Genomic DNA, 15361 nt, shown 5'->3' with positions numbered 1-15361 from the left:
GTGCGTCGCCTTCAGGCCAGGGCCAGCGCGTTGCCGTGGCTGCTGCTGCCGCCGAGGCGGAACACGCCGACGACCTGCGACAGGCTGCCCGCCTGCTCCTGCAGCGACTGCGCGGCGGCCGAGGCTTCTTCGACCAGCGCCGCGTTCTGCTGCGTCACCTGGTCCATCTGCGTGATCGCCTGGTTGATCTGTTCGATGCCCGAGGTCTGCTCCTGGCTCGCGGCGGTGATCTCGCCCATGATGTCGGTCACGCGCTTCACGCTGCCCACGATTTCTTCCATCGTGCGGCCGGCTTCGGCGACCTGCTTGCTGCCTTCTTCGACCTTTTCCACTGAGTCGCCGATCAGGGTCTTGATTTCCTTGGCGGCGGCTGCGGAGCGTTGAGCCAAGCTGCGAACTTCGGAAGCCACGACGGCGAATCCGCGACCTTGTTCACCGGCACGCGCAGCTTCAACAGCAGCGTTCAGCGCCAGGATGTTGGTCTGGAACGCGATGCCATCGATGACGCCGATGATGTCGACGATCTTCTTGGACGACGCATTGATCGAGCCCATCGTGTCCACGACCTGCGACACCACGGCACCGCCCTTCACTGCCACTTCAGAAGCAGAAACCGCCAGTTGATTGGCTTGCCGCGCGTTGTCCGCGTTCTGCTTCACCGTCGAAGTCAGCTCCTCCATCGATGCCGCCGTCTGCTCCAGCGAACTCGCCTGCTCTTCGGTGCGCGACGACAGATCCTGGTTGCCCGAGGCGATCTGACCCGAGGCCGTGGCAATGGTCTCCGTGCCCGTGCGCACTTCACCCACCACCTTCGCGAGATTCGCGTTCATGTCCTTCAGCGCCTGCATCAGCTGGCCCGCTTCGTCGCGGCTGTCCACACGGATGTTCGCGCTCAGGTCGCCGGCGGCCACGGTCTCGGCCACTTCGAGTGCATGGCCCAGCGGACGCACGATGCCCAGCGTGAGGCGCCAGGCGAACAGCGCGCCCAGCGCCAGCGCGATGGCCGACAGCACGAGCAGCGTGGTGCGGCCCTCGGTGTGGTCGGCCGCGATGCCCTTGGCGGCGGCGTCGATCTTCTCGCGCTGGTGGTTGGCCAGGTTTTCGACGGCGCCTGCATAGACGGCGAGCGCCGCGCTGAACTTGGTGTCGACCAGCACATTGGCTTCGTCGATCTTCTTCTCGTCCTTGAGCTTGTTGAGCATGCCCACGGTCTCGAGCACGACGACGCGCGCCGCGACCACCGCGGCATAGAGCGCCTTTTCTTCCGGCGTGGCGAGCATGGCTTCCAGCTGCTTCTGCGCCGGCGTGATGCGCGCCGAACCCGCCGCCTGGAGCTTGGCGAAATAGGCCGCCACCTCGGGGTCGGTGGTCTTGACCATCGCGTAGTTGGCCACCGTGTTCGACTTGAGCAGGCTGAGCCATTCGGCCGCCAGGCGCTCCTTGACCAGCGCGCCCTGCACCATCTCGTCGGTGGCCTCGCCCACGTTCGTCAGGCGCAGCACGCCGGTGCCCGCAATGAACGCCATCAGCAGCAGCAGCACCGCGAAGCCGAGCCCGAGGCGGGTGCCGATTTTCAGATCCTTCAAACTCATTGCGCTTTTCTTCCTTCAATAACGGGGAGCGGTGGCCGCATCGCGCGGCGGGCCACCGGCATGGCGGGACGGCGGCCTGCGCCACCCCGTCTCCCTGTTATCGGCAGCGCGCCGCCAGACTTGAGTCTTTTTTCTGAATATCGGTGCGAATCGGGGCGCGGGCGCATGCGTGCTCTGTCAGGCGTCGGTGGCGTTGACGTGCTGGAACACCCGGTCCAACCGCTCGGCGACCTTCGCGTCGTGACGGCTCGAATGGGCCCGTGCATGCGCTGCGAGGCCTGCGAGCCCCAGGCCCGTCAGGCAAGCGGCGCCCGCCAGCGCCCACACGGCATGGAGCGCCCAGGCGCAGCCGGTGCCGATGTGAAAGCCGAGGAAGAGCGCCACGGCCAGCAGCAGGAGCAATGCGGCGAAGCCCATGCCGACGCGGCGCAGAGCTTTCGGATGGAAATGCGTGGACACGGGGCGTTCTCAGGCCGCAACGGCTTCGTCGGCTTCGAGCTTGAAGGTGCTCACGGCCTCCACCAGGGCGCCCGCCTGCTCCTGCAGCGACTGCGCCGCCGCAGAGGCTTCTTCGACCAACGCCGCGTTCTGCTGCGTCACCTGGTCCATCTGCGTGATCGCCTGGTTGATCTGCTCGATGCCCGAGGTCTGCTCCTGGCTGGCGGCCGTGATCTCGCCCATGATGTCCGTCACGCGCTTCACGCTGCCCACGATCTCTTCCATCGTGCGGCCCGCTTCTGCGACCTGCTTGCTGCCTTCTTCGACCTTCTCTACCGAGTCGCCGATCAGGGTCTTGATTTCCTTGGCTGCTGCGGCCGAGCGTTGAGCCAAGCTGCGAACTTCGGAAGCCACGACGGCAAAGCCTCGGCCTTGCTCACCCGCACGCGCTGCTTCAACAGCAGCGTTCAGCGCAAGGATGTTGGTCTGGAACGCGATGCCATCGATCACGCCGATGATGTCGACGATCTTCCTGGACGAGGCGTTGATCGAGCCCATCGTGTCCACCACTTGCGACACGACTGCACCGCCCTTCACCGCCACTTCCGAAGCCGACACCGCCAATTGATTGGCTTGCCGCGCGTTGTCCGCGTTCTGCTTCACGGTCGAAGTCAGCTCTTCCATCGACGCCGCCGTCTGCTCCAGCGAACTCGCCTGCTCTTCCGTGCGCGAAGAAAGATCCTGGTTGCCCGCCGCAATCTGCCGCGACGCCACCGCGATCGAATCGGTCGAGGCCTTGATGCGCGTCACGAGGTCGGTGAGCGTGTCTTCCATCTCGCCCATGCCGCGCAGCAGCCGGCCGAAGTCGCCGCCGCGCTCAGTCTCGAACTCCTGGCTCAGGTCGCCGGAGGCCACGGTCTCGGCGATCAGCAGCGCCTCGGCCACCGGATCGGCGATGCTGCGCGTGAGCAGCCATGCGAGCACCGCACCCAGCGCCAGCGCGGCCACGGCCAGCGCGACGATGTAGATGAGGCCCGCACGGTACTGCGCGTCGATGGCGGCGGCGGTGCTGTCGATGTGCTTCTGCTGGTGCGCCACCATGGCGCGGATGCCCGCGTCGTAGCCGTCGAGCATCGGCAGCAGCTGCGTGTCGGTGCGCGTCGCGGCCTCGTCCTTGCGGCCTTCGGTCTTCAGCTGGAGGATCTGCTGGCGCAGCGCGACGTACTCGCCGCGCCGCTTCTGAATGTCGGCGCTCAGTGCCAGCTCTTCCGGCGTGGTGAGCAGCGCCTCGAGCGCCTTCTGCGTCTCGGAGATGGTGGCGCTGGTGGCGACGATCTGCTTTTGCAGGTGCGCCTGCACCTGCGCGTCGTCGCTCTTGAGCAGCGAGAAGGTGCGCACGCTGTTGGTGGCGGTGCCCAGCTGCCAGGCCGTGGCCAGGCGCTCCTTCGACAAGGTGCGCGAAGCCAGCTCCTTCGTGGCCTCGCCCACGTCCTGCAGCCGCAGCACGCCGATGCCCGCCACGGCCACCAGCAGCGCCAGCACCAGCGCAAAGCCGGCGCCCAGCCGCATTCCGATCGTCCAATTTTTTACCGTCATTCGCTTGTCTCCTCTCGGGGCCTCTCGTGTCGTTGTTCTCGGGTCCGGGCAGTCAGGCTGTGCGAAGGGCTCAGCCGAACTTCTGCATGATGCGAACCAGCTTCTCGCCGTACTTCGGGTCGGTGGCATAGCCCGCGCGCTGCAGGCCGTGCGCGGCCTGCGCCGGGTCGGCGGTGGCCAGCACATTCGCGTAGCGCGGGTTGCGCGTGATGAAGCGCGCGTAGTCGGTGAAGGCCTCCTCGTAGGAGGCGTAGGCGCGGAACTTCGCGCGCACCTTCTGCGGCTCGCCGTCGATGTATTCGGTGGTGGTGGTCTCGACGGTCGCGCCCTTCCAGCCCTTGTCGGCCTTGATGCCGAAGAGGTTGAAGCTGGGCGTGCCGTCGTCGGCGCGGATCTCGCGCTTGCCCCAACCCGATTCGAGCGCGGCCTGCGCCAGGATCAGCGGCGCAGGCACGCCGCTGGCGGCGCTGGCCGCCTGTGCCGAAGTGCCCATGCGGTCCACAAACGCATCGACCTGGCCTTGCAGCGAGGCGTTCGCGGCGGGTGCGGGGCTGCTCCTGACTTGATAGACACCGAGGTCGGCCGCCGTCGACACGCGCGCACCAGGCGACGAGCCGATGGGAATGCCCGCGCGCGGGCCGTACGGCAAGCCGGGGGGCGGCTCCAGCGACATCGGCCGCGTGCCGATGCCCTCATCGGCTTCGGTCGCCGCCGAAGGCAGTTGCCGCCGCAGCTGCGCCAGCATCGCCTCGGCCAGCCCCACGCCGCGCCCCGAGAGGTTCTGCGTGAGCTGCTGGTCGAACATCGACAGGTAGACCTTCTGGTCCTGGCTGTCGAGCAGGCCGCTCGAGGGCGTCGCCTCGCGCATGCTCTTGAGCACCATGTTCATGAACAGCGCCTCGAACTGGCGAGAGACCTGCTGCAGGCCCTCTTCGGGCGAGGTGCGCACGGTGCGCCGCAGCGCATCGACGCCCTGCACGTCGAGCGCAAAACGCTGGTCGAGCGCGCCGCTGCGGCTGGCCGCGTCGGCGCCGCTCCATGCGGTGTTGGCAGAGATGGTCATGACGGCGGCCTCAGATGATCTCGAGCTCGGCGCTCAGGGCGCCGGCCGACTTCATGGCCTGCAGGATCGACACCAGGTCCTGCGGGTTGGCGCCCAGGCTGTTCAGCCCCTTGACCACATCGGCCAGCGAGGCGCCGCCGCGCACCATCTGGATCGCGCCGCCGCCCTGGTTGACGGAAATCTGCGAGGTCTGCGCCACCACCGTGCTGCCGCCCGAGAACGCGCCCGGCTGGCTGATCACCGGCTCGGTGTTGATCACCACCGACAGGTTGCCGTGCGCGATGGCGCAGTCTTTCACGCGCACCGCCTGGTTCATCACGACCGAGCCCGTGCGCGCATTCACCACCACCCGCGCGCCCGCCTGCGTGGGCGTGACCTCGAGCTCCTGCAGCTGCGCGAGAAAGCCCACGCGGCGCTGCGGCTCGGGCGCCTGCACGCGGATCACGCGTGCGTCCATGGCTTCGGCGGTGCCGGCGCCGAACTGGCGGTTGATGGCGTCCGTGGCGCGCTGCGCGGTGCCGAAGTCGGAGCGGTTCAGCTCGAGGGTGAACGCGCCTTCCGCACCCACCGGCGCCTCGACCGTGCGCTCCACCAGCGCGCCGGCGGGAATGCGCCCCGAGCTCAGCTGGTTGACCTGCACCTTGCTGCCGTTGGCCGCGGCGCCCGCGCCGCCCACCACCATGTTGCCCTGCGCCACCGCGTAGGTCGCGCCGTCCACGCCCTTGAGCGGCGTCATCAGCAGCGTGCCGCCGCGCAGGCTCTTGGCATTGCCCATGGACGACACGGTGACGTCGATGTTCTGCCCCGGCCGCGCGAACGACGGCAGCGTGGCCGTCACCATGACGGCCGCCACGTTCTTCAGCTGCATGTTCACGCCCTGCGGGATCGTGATGCCCAGCTGCTGCAGCATGTTGTTCAGGCTCTGCGTGGTGAACGGCGTCTGCATCGTCTGGTCGCCCGTGCCGTCCAGGCCGACCATGAGGCCATAGCCGATGAGCGGGTTGTCGCGCACGCCCTGGATGCTGGCGAGCTCCTTCAGGCGCTCCGCGTGCGCGGGCGCGATGAACAGGAACGCGCACAACGCCGCGATGCGCCAGCGATTCGAATTAGGTGAAGCCTGGAGGTGTGTCATCAGAACGGCATCACGTTCAAGAAGATGCGCTGCATCCAGCCCATGTGCTGGGCCTCATCGATGTAGCCCTTGGCCGAGTACTCGATGCGCGCATCGGCCACCAGCGTCGAGGGCACGGTGTTGTTGCCCGACACGGTGCGCGGGTTCACCACGCCCGAGAAGCGGATGTACTCGGTGCCCTGGTTGATGCCCATCTGCTTCTCGCCGCTCACCAGCAGGTTGCCGTTGGCCATGACGTCGGTCACGGTGACGGTGATCACGCCGTTGAAGGTGTTGTTGGCATTGGCGCCACCCTTGGCGTTGAGCGTGTTGGTGCCCGACAGCTTGGTGTCCTGCCCGTCGAGCAGGCCGCCGATGAGCTTGGGAATGGCCGCGAACACGCTGGTCGTGTTGCCCGTGCGGCTGGCATTGGCGCCCGAGTTCTTGGTCGCGTTGACCTTCTCGCTGATGAGGATGGTGAGGATATCGCCGACGTTGCGCGGACGGCGGTCTTCGAACAGCGCGTTGGCGCCGGGGCCGTCCTGGAAGATCGCGCCCGGGGCACGCCGCGCCTGCACCGCCGCGTACTGGTCGGCACGCGCCGTCATCGGCTGGTGCACCAGCGGCTCGCGCGGCACCTGCGCGCAGCCGGCGGCCAACGTGGCCGCGAGCAGCAGCGCCGCCGCCCGGCGAAGAAGATGCACCCCCGCCCGCATCACAACTGGGCCAGGCGCTGCAGCATCTGGTCCGAGGTCTGGACCGCCTTGCTGTTGATCTCGTACGAACGCTGGGTGGCGATCATGTTGACCAGCTCTTCCACCACGTTGACGTTGGAGGCCTCCACATAGCCCTGGCTCAGCGTTCCCGCGCCGTCCACGCCGGGGTTCACCTGGTTGGGTGCGCCCGAGGCGTCGGTCTCGGCGTACAGGTTCTCGCCCTTGCTCTGCAGGCCCGTCGGGTTGACGAAGGTCGCGAGCTGCAGCTGGCCGACCTGCACGGTGTTGGTGCCGCCCGCCTGCACCACCGACACGATGCCGTCGCGGCCCACGGTGATGCTGGTGGCGTTGGCCGGGATGGTGATGGCCGGCTGCACCGGGAAGCCGCTGGCCGTGACCAGCTGGCCGTCGCGGTCGGTCTGGAACGAGCCGTCGCGCGTGTACGAGGTGGTGCCGTCGGGCATCAGCACCTGGAAGAAGCCGCTGCCGCTGATGGCCACGTCGGTCGGCTTGTCGGTCTTGGTGAGGTTGCCCTGCGAGTGGATGCGCTCGGTGGCCACCACGTGCACGCCGGTGCCCACCTGCAGGCCCGAAGGCAGGCGCGTCTGGTCGGAGCTCTGGCCGCCGACCTGGCGCAGGTTCTGGTAGACCAGGTCTTCGAACACGGCGCGGCTGCGCTTGAAGCCGGTGGTGCCGACGTTGGCCAGGTTGTTGGAGACCACGTCGAGCTGCGTCTGCTGCGCGTCCAGGCCGGTCTTGGCGATGTAGAGGGAGCGGATCATTGAAAGGAGTTCCTGGAAGAGGGTCAGCCGTAGGCCAGCAGCTTGTTGGCGGTCTGCGCGTTGATGTCGGCGGTCTGCAGCGACTTCATCTGCATCTCGAAGCTGCGGGCGTTGGCGATCATGGCCACCATGGCATCGACCGGCTGCACGTTGCTGCCCTCGATGGCGCCCGAGATGAGCGTGACGGCCTCGTCGGCCTCGGCCGGCGGCAGGTCGGCGCGCATGCGGAACAGGCCGTCGTCGCCGCGCACGAGGTCGGTCGCGGGCGGGTTGACGAGCTTGAGACGCCCCACCTCGGCGATGCCGGTGAGCGTGGTCGAGGCCGCGTCGCGCGAGCCCACGAGGCCGTTCGACGCAATGCTCACGGCCGAACCCGGCGGCACGGTGAGCGCGCCGTTGTCGCCCACCACGGGGCGCCCGCCCATCGTCGTGAGCTGGCCGTCGGCGCCGACCTGCAGGTTGCCGACGCGCGTGTAGGCCTCGCTGCCGTCGGCCGCCTGCACCACCAGCCAGCCCTGGCCGCCCACGGCCACGTCGAGCGCGCGGCCGGTCTGCGTGAGCGGGCCGTGGGTGAAGTCGGCACCGGGCGTGGTGGCGGCCACGAAGGCGCGCGTGGGCGCTTCTTCGCCGACCACGGGCACGGCGCGGAAGGTCGCGATCTGCGCACGGAAACCCGGCGTCGAGACGTTCGCCATGTTGTTGGCGACCACGGCCTGCTGCTCCATGGCCTGCTTGGCGCCGCTCATGGCGACATACAGCATTCGATCCACGCGATGCTCCCGGTCAGCGGATGTTCATGAGCGTCTGCATGACCTGGTCCTGCGTCTTCACGGTCTGCGCATTGGCCTGGTAGTTGCGCTGCGCGACGATGAGGTTCACCAGCTCGGAAGTCAGGTCGACGTTGGACGACTCCAGCGCGCCCGAGGCCAGCGAGCCGGCCTTGGTGCCTTCGCCCGGCGTGCCGGTGAGCGCATTGCCCGAGGCCTGCGTCTCGGCCCACACGTTGTTGCCCTTGGGCTCCAGGCCGTTCGGGTTGGCAAACGACGACAGCACGACCTGGCCCAGCAGGCGCGTCTGCTCGTTGGAGAACTTGCCGGTGATGGTGCCGTCGGGGTTGATCGAGAACGCGGTGAGCTCGCCCGACTTGTAGCCGTCCTGGCCCAGCTTGCTCATGCCGTTGGCGCTGCCGAACTGCGTGGTGCCCGTGAGGTCGACCGAGGCGGTGAGCGGCGAGGCGCCGTTGGTGAAGGTGAGCGGCCCGATGTTGAACGCGCCCGAGGCCGGTGCGGTCATGACGCCCTTGGCGTCGAACGTGACGTTGGACAGCGCGGCGCCGCCGTTCAGCGGCGCGCCGTCGGAGGTGCCGTACACGTTCCAGGTGTTGGCCGCGGTCTTCACGAAGTACACGGCCACGTCGTGCGGGTTGCCCAGCGAGTCGTAGATGGGGCCGATGGCGTTCGGGTAGTTGTAGGTGGCGGCGTCGGTGGGGTTGAACGGCGTCTTGGCGGGCACCGTGCTGCGCGCGTCGAGGTTGAACTGCGCGTCGATGTTGGCCGTGGGCTTGGGCGGCATCATGCCGCCCTGCACCTGGATCGGGCCCGGCGTGCCGCCGCTGATGCCGCCGCTGGCGTTGGCGCCGTAGCCGGTGAGCTGCAGGCCCTGCGCGTTGACGATGTAGCCGTCCTTGTCGCGCGTGAACTGGCCGTTGCGCGAGTAGAAGACCTCGCCGCTGGGGCTGGCCAGGCGGAAGAAGCCGTCGCCGTTGAGGATGGCCACGTCCAGCGGGCGCGTGCTCGACTGCGTCACGCCCTGCGTGAAGTTCTGCGTCACGCCCGACACCGAGGCGCCCAGGCCCACGCGCGAGCCGGCGTACACGTCCTGGAAGGTGGCGGCGGCCGACTTGTAGCCCACCGTGCCCGAGTTGGCGATGTTGTTGCCGATGACGTCGAGGTTGGCCGCGGCCACGCCGAGTCCGCTGATGCCTTGGGAGAAACTCATGAGGGGGTCCTTGTTCGGTGCGAGGAAGAAGAGTGCGAAGGGCGCGGCCCGCACGGGCCGCGTCGAAGACGAAGACGAAAGCTCAGAGGAACAGGCGCACGTCGCCCAGCCCGATGCTGGCGCCCGAGGCCAGCTCCAGCGTGACGCCGCCGGCGCCCTGCTTCACGGCGGCCACCTGCGAGAAGGTGAGCGCGGTGGCCTTCACCGTGGTGCCGTTGTTGCTGGCATCGACCGTGAAGCGGTAGGCACCCGGCGGCACCGCCACGCCCAGGTCGTCCTTGCCGTCCCAGGTGACGGCGTTGACGCCTTCCTTCATGGCGCCCGCGTCGAGCGTGCGGATCACCTTGCCGGTGCTGTCGACGATCTTGATCTCGACGTCGGCGGCGGTGCCCGGCAGCTGCACGGCGAAGGCCTGCGTGGCGGGGTCCTTGCCGTCCTCGGGCTTCTTGGTGGTGAGCACGTCGCCGGGCGACAGCACGTTGTAGCCGATGAGCGAGGTGGCCTGCAGCAGCTGGTTGGCACCGGTCTGGTTGACCAGGCCCGAGAGCGTGGCGTTGAGCTTCTCGATGCCGCTCACGGTGCTCATCTGCGCGAGCTGCGAGGTGAGCTCGGCGTTCTGCATCGGGTTGAGCGGGTCCTGGTTGTTCAGCTGCGTGACCAGCAGCTTGAGAAAGCGCTGCTCGCTGTCGGCGCTGGAGACGTTGTTGTTGCTGTTCGCCGCCGTGGGCGCGTTCAGCCCGCTGATGGACGAGGTGTCGGAAAGGGCCATGGGGTCGGTGTTCTTCCTGCGGGAGGCGCGTGGGCGTGCGGGGGTTACTGGCCGATGGTCAGTGTCTTGACCATCAGCGTCTTGGCGGTGTTGAGCACCTCGACGTTGGCCTGGTAGCTGCGCGAGGCCGAGATCATGTTGGTCATCTCCTCGACCACGTTGACGTTGGGCATCGCCACGTAGCCTTCGGCGTTGGCGTGCGGGCTCTTCGGGTCGAACACCAGCCTGGCGGGCGACGGGTCTTCGATGACACCGGACACCTTGACGCCACCGATGTCGCGTCGGCCCGAAGCCGCCACCTCGAACACCACCTGCTTGGCGCGGTAGGGCTGGCCGTCGGGGCCGGCCACGCTCTCGGCGTTGGCGAGGTTGCTCGCGGTCACGTTCATGCGCTGCGATTGCGCGGTCATGGCGGAGCCCGCCACGTCGAAGATGTTCATGGCTGTACCGCCGACAGGAGCGACTTGATCTTGGCGTTGATGAGGGTGAGGTTCGACTCGTAGCGCAGCGCGTTGTCGGCGAACGCGACGCGCTCGACATCCATCTCGACCGTGTTGCCGTCGAGGCTGGACTGGTGCGGCACGCGGTACAGCAGGGCGTCGCCGGCCGTGGCCTGCGCCTGGCCCGCGAGGTGGCGCGACGAGGTGGTGGCCATCGACACCGACGACGATGCACGGCCGCGCTCGACGGCCTCGCTCAGGCGCGCGCCGAAGTCGAAGTCGCGCGCCTTGTAGTTCGGCGTGTCGGCATGGGCGATGTTGGCCGCGAGCACCTCCTGGCGCTGGGCCCGGAGATGGAGCGCTTCGCGGTGGAAGCGAAACGCCGCATCCAGCTTGTCGATCATCTTTGTTCCATCTGTTGAGGCGTCGCCAGTGCACGGGGCGCAGCGACCGATGGAAAGCAAGTCTATGCATGCGGCGCGTTGGCAATCGCCCGAACAAAGGGGGGTTTCGCCTGCTGCTCGCACCTTCGCCGGCGGGGTGAATTCATAAGAATCCAGGGGCGCCGGTTGCGGCCTTCCTGCACCGGCGCCCTCATTTTTCTGACCCTCTTCTTTCGCTTTCGATGACCCTCTCGCCGCTTCGCCAACGCCTGCTGCGCACCGCCTGCGCGGTGGGGCTGTCGTGCGCGATGTCGACCGGTGCAATGGCAAGCGACGTGGCCGCGAAGGCGGTCGAGACCTACCTCCAGGTGCAGAGCGCCGGCCTGCCGGGCCAGGTGACGGTCAGCCTCGAAGGACGCGGCACCGAGGCCCTGCCCCCGTGCGAAGCGCCTGAGGTGTTCCTGCCGCCGGGCGTCACGCCGTGGGGCCGCATCTCGGTGGGCGTGCGTTGTCATGCCGAACGGCCGTGGACGCGCTTCGTGCAGGCACGTGTCGCGGTGGAAGGCCGCTACCTGGTGGCGGCGCGCGCCATCGACGCGGGCCGGGCACTGGGCGCCGGCGACGTGGTCGAGCGCACCGGCGACCTCACGCGGCTGCCGCGCTCGGTGGTCACCAGCGCGGCCGAACTGGTCGGCGTGGTGAGCGCCAACCGCGTCGCGCCCGGCGCCCCGATCCGCAAGGAGCTGCTGCGCGGCGTCGCCGTGATCCAGCAGGGCCAGGCCGTGAAGGTGGTGGCGCAGGGGCCGGGCTTTGTCGTCAGCACCGAAGCCAAGGCCCTGAGCGGCGCCGCGGTGGGCGCGGTGGTGCAGGCCAGGACGCTGGACGGCCGGGTGATCCGCGGCGTGGCCGACGAGGAAGGACAGGTCCGGCTGGTGCAGTAGCGGCCGCCGCGTCGGCGCAGGCTTCACTTCATGCACGCCCTTCCTAAAGTTCTTGCACCGGCTGCCGATATACGGGTCAGCCCCTGAGGAATCACCTTGAAAATCGATCCCACCGCCCCTTCGGCCACGCCCCTGCACCGCACGCCCGCACCGGGCGCGCCGGCTCCGTCGACGTCCGCCGAGGCCGTGCAGCGCCCGAAGGAAGCGGCGCCCGTTTCCGCGCTCGTCCATGCGATGCCCGCCGCCGTGGGCGGCAGCGATTTCGACGCGGCGCGCGTGGCCGCGATCCGCGAGGACATTCGCGCCGGCCGCTACGAGATCCGTCCCGAGCGCATCGCCGACGGCCTGCTGGCCAGCGTGCGCGAGCTGCTCGCACCAAAGGGCCAGGCATGAGCACCTTGCTGGCGCACCTGCGCGCGGAAGCGGGCTGCATCGGGGAGTTTCTCGTGGCGCTGGACCAGGAGGCGCAGGCCATGTCCGCCAGCGACTTCGACGCGCTGAACGCCATCGCCGGCCGCAAGACCACGCTGCTGGACCGCATGGCCGAACTCGACCGGCAGCGCGAATCGCTGCAGTCAGCGCTGGGCTTCGGGCCCGGTCGAGCGGGCGCGGATGCCGCCGCTGCAGCAGGCGGTGAACCCACGCGCCAGGCCTGGCGCGAACTGCTCGCGCTCGCCGAAGACGCGCGCAACCGCAACCTGCACAACGGCACGCTGGTGTACGCGCACCTCGACTTCACGCAGCAGGCGCTGCACTTCCTGCAGGCCCGCGCCCAACCTTTCTACGGCCCCGACGGCGTGCGCAAGACGCAAGCCGGCGCGGGCACCCGGCTGGCCGCCGGCTGAGCCGTCTCGTGAACGCATCCGCACGCTTCGCCCCCGCACGCACCGCGATCCCGCTGGTGCTGCTGTGGCTCGCGTGCACCGGCGCCCATGCCTTCGAGCTCGCCCCCGCCGTGCGCTCGGACGACGCCATCAACCTGGGGCAGCTGCACCCGGTGCGCACGGCCGTCGGCGAAACGGCGCGCATCGCGTACTCGGGCGCGGCCATGGCCATCGCCATGTCGGCCGCCTACGTGCCGTCGTACCGGCCCGGCGAACAGTCCCTCGGCCTGGCCTTCGGCACCTACCAGGGCTACACGGCCGCGGCGCTGGGCTTCAAGCGCACGTCGGACGACGGCGACACGGCCTGGGGCATGGGCGTGTCCAGCACGGGCCGGGACTGGGGCTTCAACGCGGGCATCGGCTGGAAGCTGCCGCGCAGCACCGGCGCCGCCCGCCCCTGAGCCCATGCCATTGCCCCGGGACGCCCTTCACCACCTTCGCATGGATGCCACCGACATGAAGACCCTTCCTTCCACGCCAACGTCCCGTCACCAGAAGGTCGCACCCCGAGGAGCCCGCGCGTGATGGCCGCGCAGCAGGGCGCGCGCCGCATCGCGATGGTGGGCTGCGACGAGGCGCAGCAGGCCGGCTGGGGCAACCGCCTGCGCCTGATGGGCTGCGAGCCCGTGTCCTTCGGCGACAGCACGCAGTTCCTGCTGGCCGTCACCCAGGGCCAGCAATTCGGCCTGCTGCTGGTCGTGCTGAAGGACGAAGGCGCCTGGCCGATCCTCACGGCGATGTGCCGCGCGCTGCGCATTCCCATTTTTCTGGTGGCGCGCGCCTCGCAGCGCAACCTGCTGGTCGATGTGCTGTCGGCCGCGGGCGGCGAGACGCAGGGCGCGAGCATCGACTTCGCGGTGCTGCCCGTCGACGAGTTCGAGCTGGAACTGCGCGTGCGCGAATCGCTGCGGCGCAACCGCACGCTGCTGCAGCCGCAGGCCACGGCCGCGTGCTTCGGCGATTACCAGTTCCTCGGCGAGCGCCGCGTGGTGGTGTGCCACGGCGTCGACGTGCGGCTGAAGCCGCGCGAGTTCGAACTGGCGCTGCTGCTGTTTCGCAACGCCGGCCGGCTGCTGGAGCGCGACTGGCTGCTGGCCTCGCTGTGGGTGGACGCGCGCATCGAACGCACGAGCCGCACGCTGGACTGCTGCGTGGCCAGCATCCGTCGCAAGCTGTCGCTGCACAAGGGCGGCGAGTTCGTGCTGGTCTCGGTGTACGGGCGTGGCTACGAGCTGCGGCACATGGCGCCGGCGGCGTCCGAAGTCGACGAAGCGCCGCTGATCGACACCGCGGATTTCCCGGACACCTCGAACGAGCCGGTGTGGCTCGGCGAAAGCGCGCGGGCATGAAACTGTGACGACCTCCGGCCTCGAGGAACCACCCCGAAGGGCGGGTGCCGAAGCGACCTCTACCAACGCCAGAAGACCGTCGCCGCCAGTATCCGCGCCTTGGCTGAAGACAGGCTGAAGCCCCACATAAAACCCTTCTGCTTCCGTACTCAGCCGCCGGTCAGCGAACGTGGGTTCAATGACAGGACACACGGTGAGGGGGGAGATTCATTGCAGGACACCATGAGACTACTCGCAGAGGCATCGCTGATTCTGGCCCTGGCCATCGCCCTCGGCGGGTTGGTGCTCGGGCTGCTGGCCGGTCCGCAACACCCCGACGACCCGGAGTAAGCCGTCGGGAGACCTTGCGCGGCTGCGCAGGACTACAGCGCAGCCAGCGGCTTCGCGTCGATGGCCTTCAGCAGGGCCTGCAGCGTCTGGGTGCCCTGGCTGTCGAGTCCGAGCAGCGGCGCGCGCGGCACGCCCGCTTCGAAGCCGCGCAGGCCCAGGCCGGCCTTGATCGTCGTGGGCAGGCCGCCCTGCAGGATGAAGCGCAGGATCGGCAGCTGGGCGTAGAACACACGGCGCGCGCGGTCCAGGTCGCCTGCGGCGCAGATGTCGCAGAGCGCCAGGGGCCACTCGGGGATCAGGTTGGGCGCAGCGGTGCACCAGCCGACGGCGCCGGCCGCAAAGGCTTCGAGCGCCAGCGGATTGCTGCCGTTGAAGAACGGAATGCGGCCATCGGACAGCTGCATCAGCGTGTGCATGCGCTGGATGTCGCCCGAGCTTTCCTTGACCATCGTGGCGTTCGCGATGTCCTTGACGATGCGGACGATCAGCTCCGGCTTCATGTCGACGCCGCTGGTGGCCGGGTTGTTGTAGACCATGATCGGCACGCCCACGGCCTCTGAAATCGTGGCGTAGTGGCGAAAGATCTCGTCGTCCGAGAGCTTCCAGTACGACACCGGAAGCACCATCACGGCATCGGCGCCCGCCGCTTCCGCGAACTTCGCCTTGCGCACCGCATTGCGCGTCGTCAGGTCGGAGATGCCCACAATGACCGGCAGGCGCTTGTTGACCTGCTGGATCGACGCTTCGGCGACGGCGTCCCACTCGGCGTCGTCCAGGTAGGCGCTTTCGCCGGTGCTGCCCAGCGGGGCGATGCCGTGCGAACCGCGTTCGACGAGACGGTCGATGAGGCCGCGCACAGCCGCGAGGTCGACACGGCCCGAGGCCTTGTCGAACGGCGTGACGGGGTAGGAAATGATGCCTTTGAAGGGAGTGCTCATGATGGCTTGGGAATCTTTCGGTGAAGGGATC

The 15361-nt window shown here is 68.6% G+C and carries 18 protein-coding genes; 5 read left to right on the top strand and 13 right to left on the bottom strand.

All coding sequences use genetic code 11. From position 1 onward, the window contains the following. Window positions 1-11: 11 nt before the first annotated feature. The 12 genes from AC3WQM_RS06490 to flgB all read right to left on the bottom strand — a co-directional run bounded on the left by AC3WQM_RS06490 (window position 12) and on the right by flgB (window position 10909). Window positions 12-1592 (bottom strand): methyl-accepting chemotaxis protein, encoded by a 1581-nt coding sequence (locus tag AC3WQM_RS06490; protein WP_492677394.1) that lies wholly within the window; start codon window positions 1590-1592, stop codon window positions 12-14. Window positions 1593-1769: 177 nt separating this feature from the next. Then, window positions 1770-2051: a hypothetical protein gene (locus AC3WQM_RS06485; protein ID WP_492677393.1), complete on the bottom strand. Its 282-nt coding sequence runs from the start codon at window positions 2049-2051 to the stop codon at window positions 1770-1772. Window positions 2052-2060: 9 nt separating this feature from the next. Continuing rightward, on the bottom strand, window positions 2061-3626 hold the full coding sequence (locus AC3WQM_RS06480; protein WP_492677392.1) for a methyl-accepting chemotaxis protein: 1566 nt from the start codon (window positions 3624-3626) through the stop codon (window positions 2061-2063). Between the two features lie 70 nt (window positions 3627-3696). Beyond that, window positions 3697-4689, bottom strand: a complete 993-nt coding sequence (gene flgJ / locus AC3WQM_RS06475; RefSeq protein ID WP_492677391.1) for a flagellar assembly peptidoglycan hydrolase FlgJ — start codon at window positions 4687-4689, stop codon at window positions 3697-3699. Window positions 4690-4699: 10 nt separating this feature from the next. After that, entirely contained in the window at window positions 4700-5821 is a 1122-nt protein-coding gene (locus tag AC3WQM_RS06470; RefSeq protein WP_492677390.1) for a flagellar basal body P-ring protein FlgI, read from the bottom strand. Continuing rightward, window positions 5821-6516, bottom strand: a complete 696-nt coding sequence (locus AC3WQM_RS06465; protein WP_492677389.1) for a flagellar basal body L-ring protein FlgH — start codon at window positions 6514-6516, stop codon at window positions 5821-5823. Before AC3WQM_RS06465 ends, AC3WQM_RS06470 begins: the two co-directional genes overlap by 1 nt. Then, complete coding sequence (flgG, locus tag AC3WQM_RS06460; RefSeq protein ID WP_070061530.1) at window positions 6516-7298, bottom strand: flagellar basal-body rod protein FlgG; 783 nt, start codon at window positions 7296-7298, stop codon at window positions 6516-6518. Before flgG ends, AC3WQM_RS06465 begins: the two co-directional genes overlap by 1 nt. A 23-nt stretch (window positions 7299-7321) precedes the next feature. Next, window positions 7322-8068: a flagellar basal body rod protein FlgF gene (locus tag AC3WQM_RS06455; RefSeq protein ID WP_492677388.1), complete on the bottom strand. Its 747-nt coding sequence runs from the start codon at window positions 8066-8068 to the stop codon at window positions 7322-7324. Between the two features lie 13 nt (window positions 8069-8081). Next, window positions 8082-9296 (bottom strand): flagellar hook protein FlgE, encoded by a 1215-nt coding sequence (gene flgE / locus AC3WQM_RS06450; protein ID WP_095747489.1) that lies wholly within the window; start codon window positions 9294-9296, stop codon window positions 8082-8084. An 82-nt stretch (window positions 9297-9378) separates the two neighbouring features. Continuing rightward, entirely contained in the window at window positions 9379-10065 is a 687-nt protein-coding gene (locus AC3WQM_RS06445) for a flagellar hook assembly protein FlgD (RefSeq protein ID WP_070061527.1), read from the bottom strand. Between the two features lie 44 nt (window positions 10066-10109). Beyond that, window positions 10110-10505 (bottom strand): flagellar basal body rod protein FlgC, encoded by a 396-nt coding sequence (gene flgC, locus AC3WQM_RS06440; protein ID WP_492677387.1) that lies wholly within the window; start codon window positions 10503-10505, stop codon window positions 10110-10112. Further along, complete coding sequence (gene flgB / locus AC3WQM_RS06435; protein ID WP_492677386.1) at window positions 10502-10909, bottom strand: flagellar basal body rod protein FlgB; 408 nt, start codon at window positions 10907-10909, stop codon at window positions 10502-10504. The genes flgC and flgB overlap by 4 nt, the downstream gene beginning before the upstream one ends. Before the next feature lie 221 nt (window positions 10910-11130). Between flgB and flgA the strand changes: the two genes are divergently transcribed. The 5 genes from flgA (at window position 11131) to AC3WQM_RS06410 (ending at window position 14062) form a co-directional block, all read left to right on the top strand. Then, the gene (gene flgA / locus AC3WQM_RS06430; protein ID WP_492677385.1) at window positions 11131-11829 is read left to right on the top strand and encodes a flagellar basal body P-ring formation chaperone FlgA; all 699 of its coding nucleotides are present in this window, start codon (window positions 11131-11133) and stop codon (window positions 11827-11829) included. 96 nt (window positions 11830-11925) lie between these two features. Further along, on the top strand, window positions 11926-12222 hold the full coding sequence (gene flgM / locus AC3WQM_RS06425; protein ID WP_492677384.1) for a flagellar biosynthesis anti-sigma factor FlgM: 297 nt from the start codon (window positions 11926-11928) through the stop codon (window positions 12220-12222). Continuing rightward, window positions 12219-12674: a flagella synthesis protein FlgN gene (locus AC3WQM_RS06420; protein WP_492677383.1), complete on the top strand. Its 456-nt coding sequence runs from the start codon at window positions 12219-12221 to the stop codon at window positions 12672-12674. Before flgM ends, AC3WQM_RS06420 begins: the two co-directional genes overlap by 4 nt. Window positions 12675-12682: 8 nt before the next feature. Continuing rightward, window positions 12683-13114, top strand: coding sequence for a YadA-like family protein (locus AC3WQM_RS06415; RefSeq protein ID WP_492677382.1), 432 nt, complete (start codon window positions 12683-12685; stop codon window positions 13112-13114). 123 nt (window positions 13115-13237) lie between these two features. After that, the gene (locus tag AC3WQM_RS06410) at window positions 13238-14062 is read left to right on the top strand and encodes a response regulator transcription factor (RefSeq protein WP_492677934.1); all 825 of its coding nucleotides are present in this window, start codon (window positions 13238-13240) and stop codon (window positions 14060-14062) included. A 362-nt stretch (window positions 14063-14424) separates the two neighbouring features. Here the strand turns inward: AC3WQM_RS06410 and AC3WQM_RS06405 are convergent, their stop codons facing one another. After that, window positions 14425-15330, bottom strand: coding sequence for a dihydrodipicolinate synthase family protein (locus AC3WQM_RS06405; RefSeq protein WP_492677381.1), 906 nt, complete (start codon window positions 15328-15330; stop codon window positions 14425-14427). Window positions 15331-15361: the final 31 nt, after the last annotated feature.

It is taken from the genome of Variovorax sp. FW301-JW7, from assembly GCF_058788795.1.
This window is presented reverse-complemented; position numbering and strand designations above follow the sequence as displayed.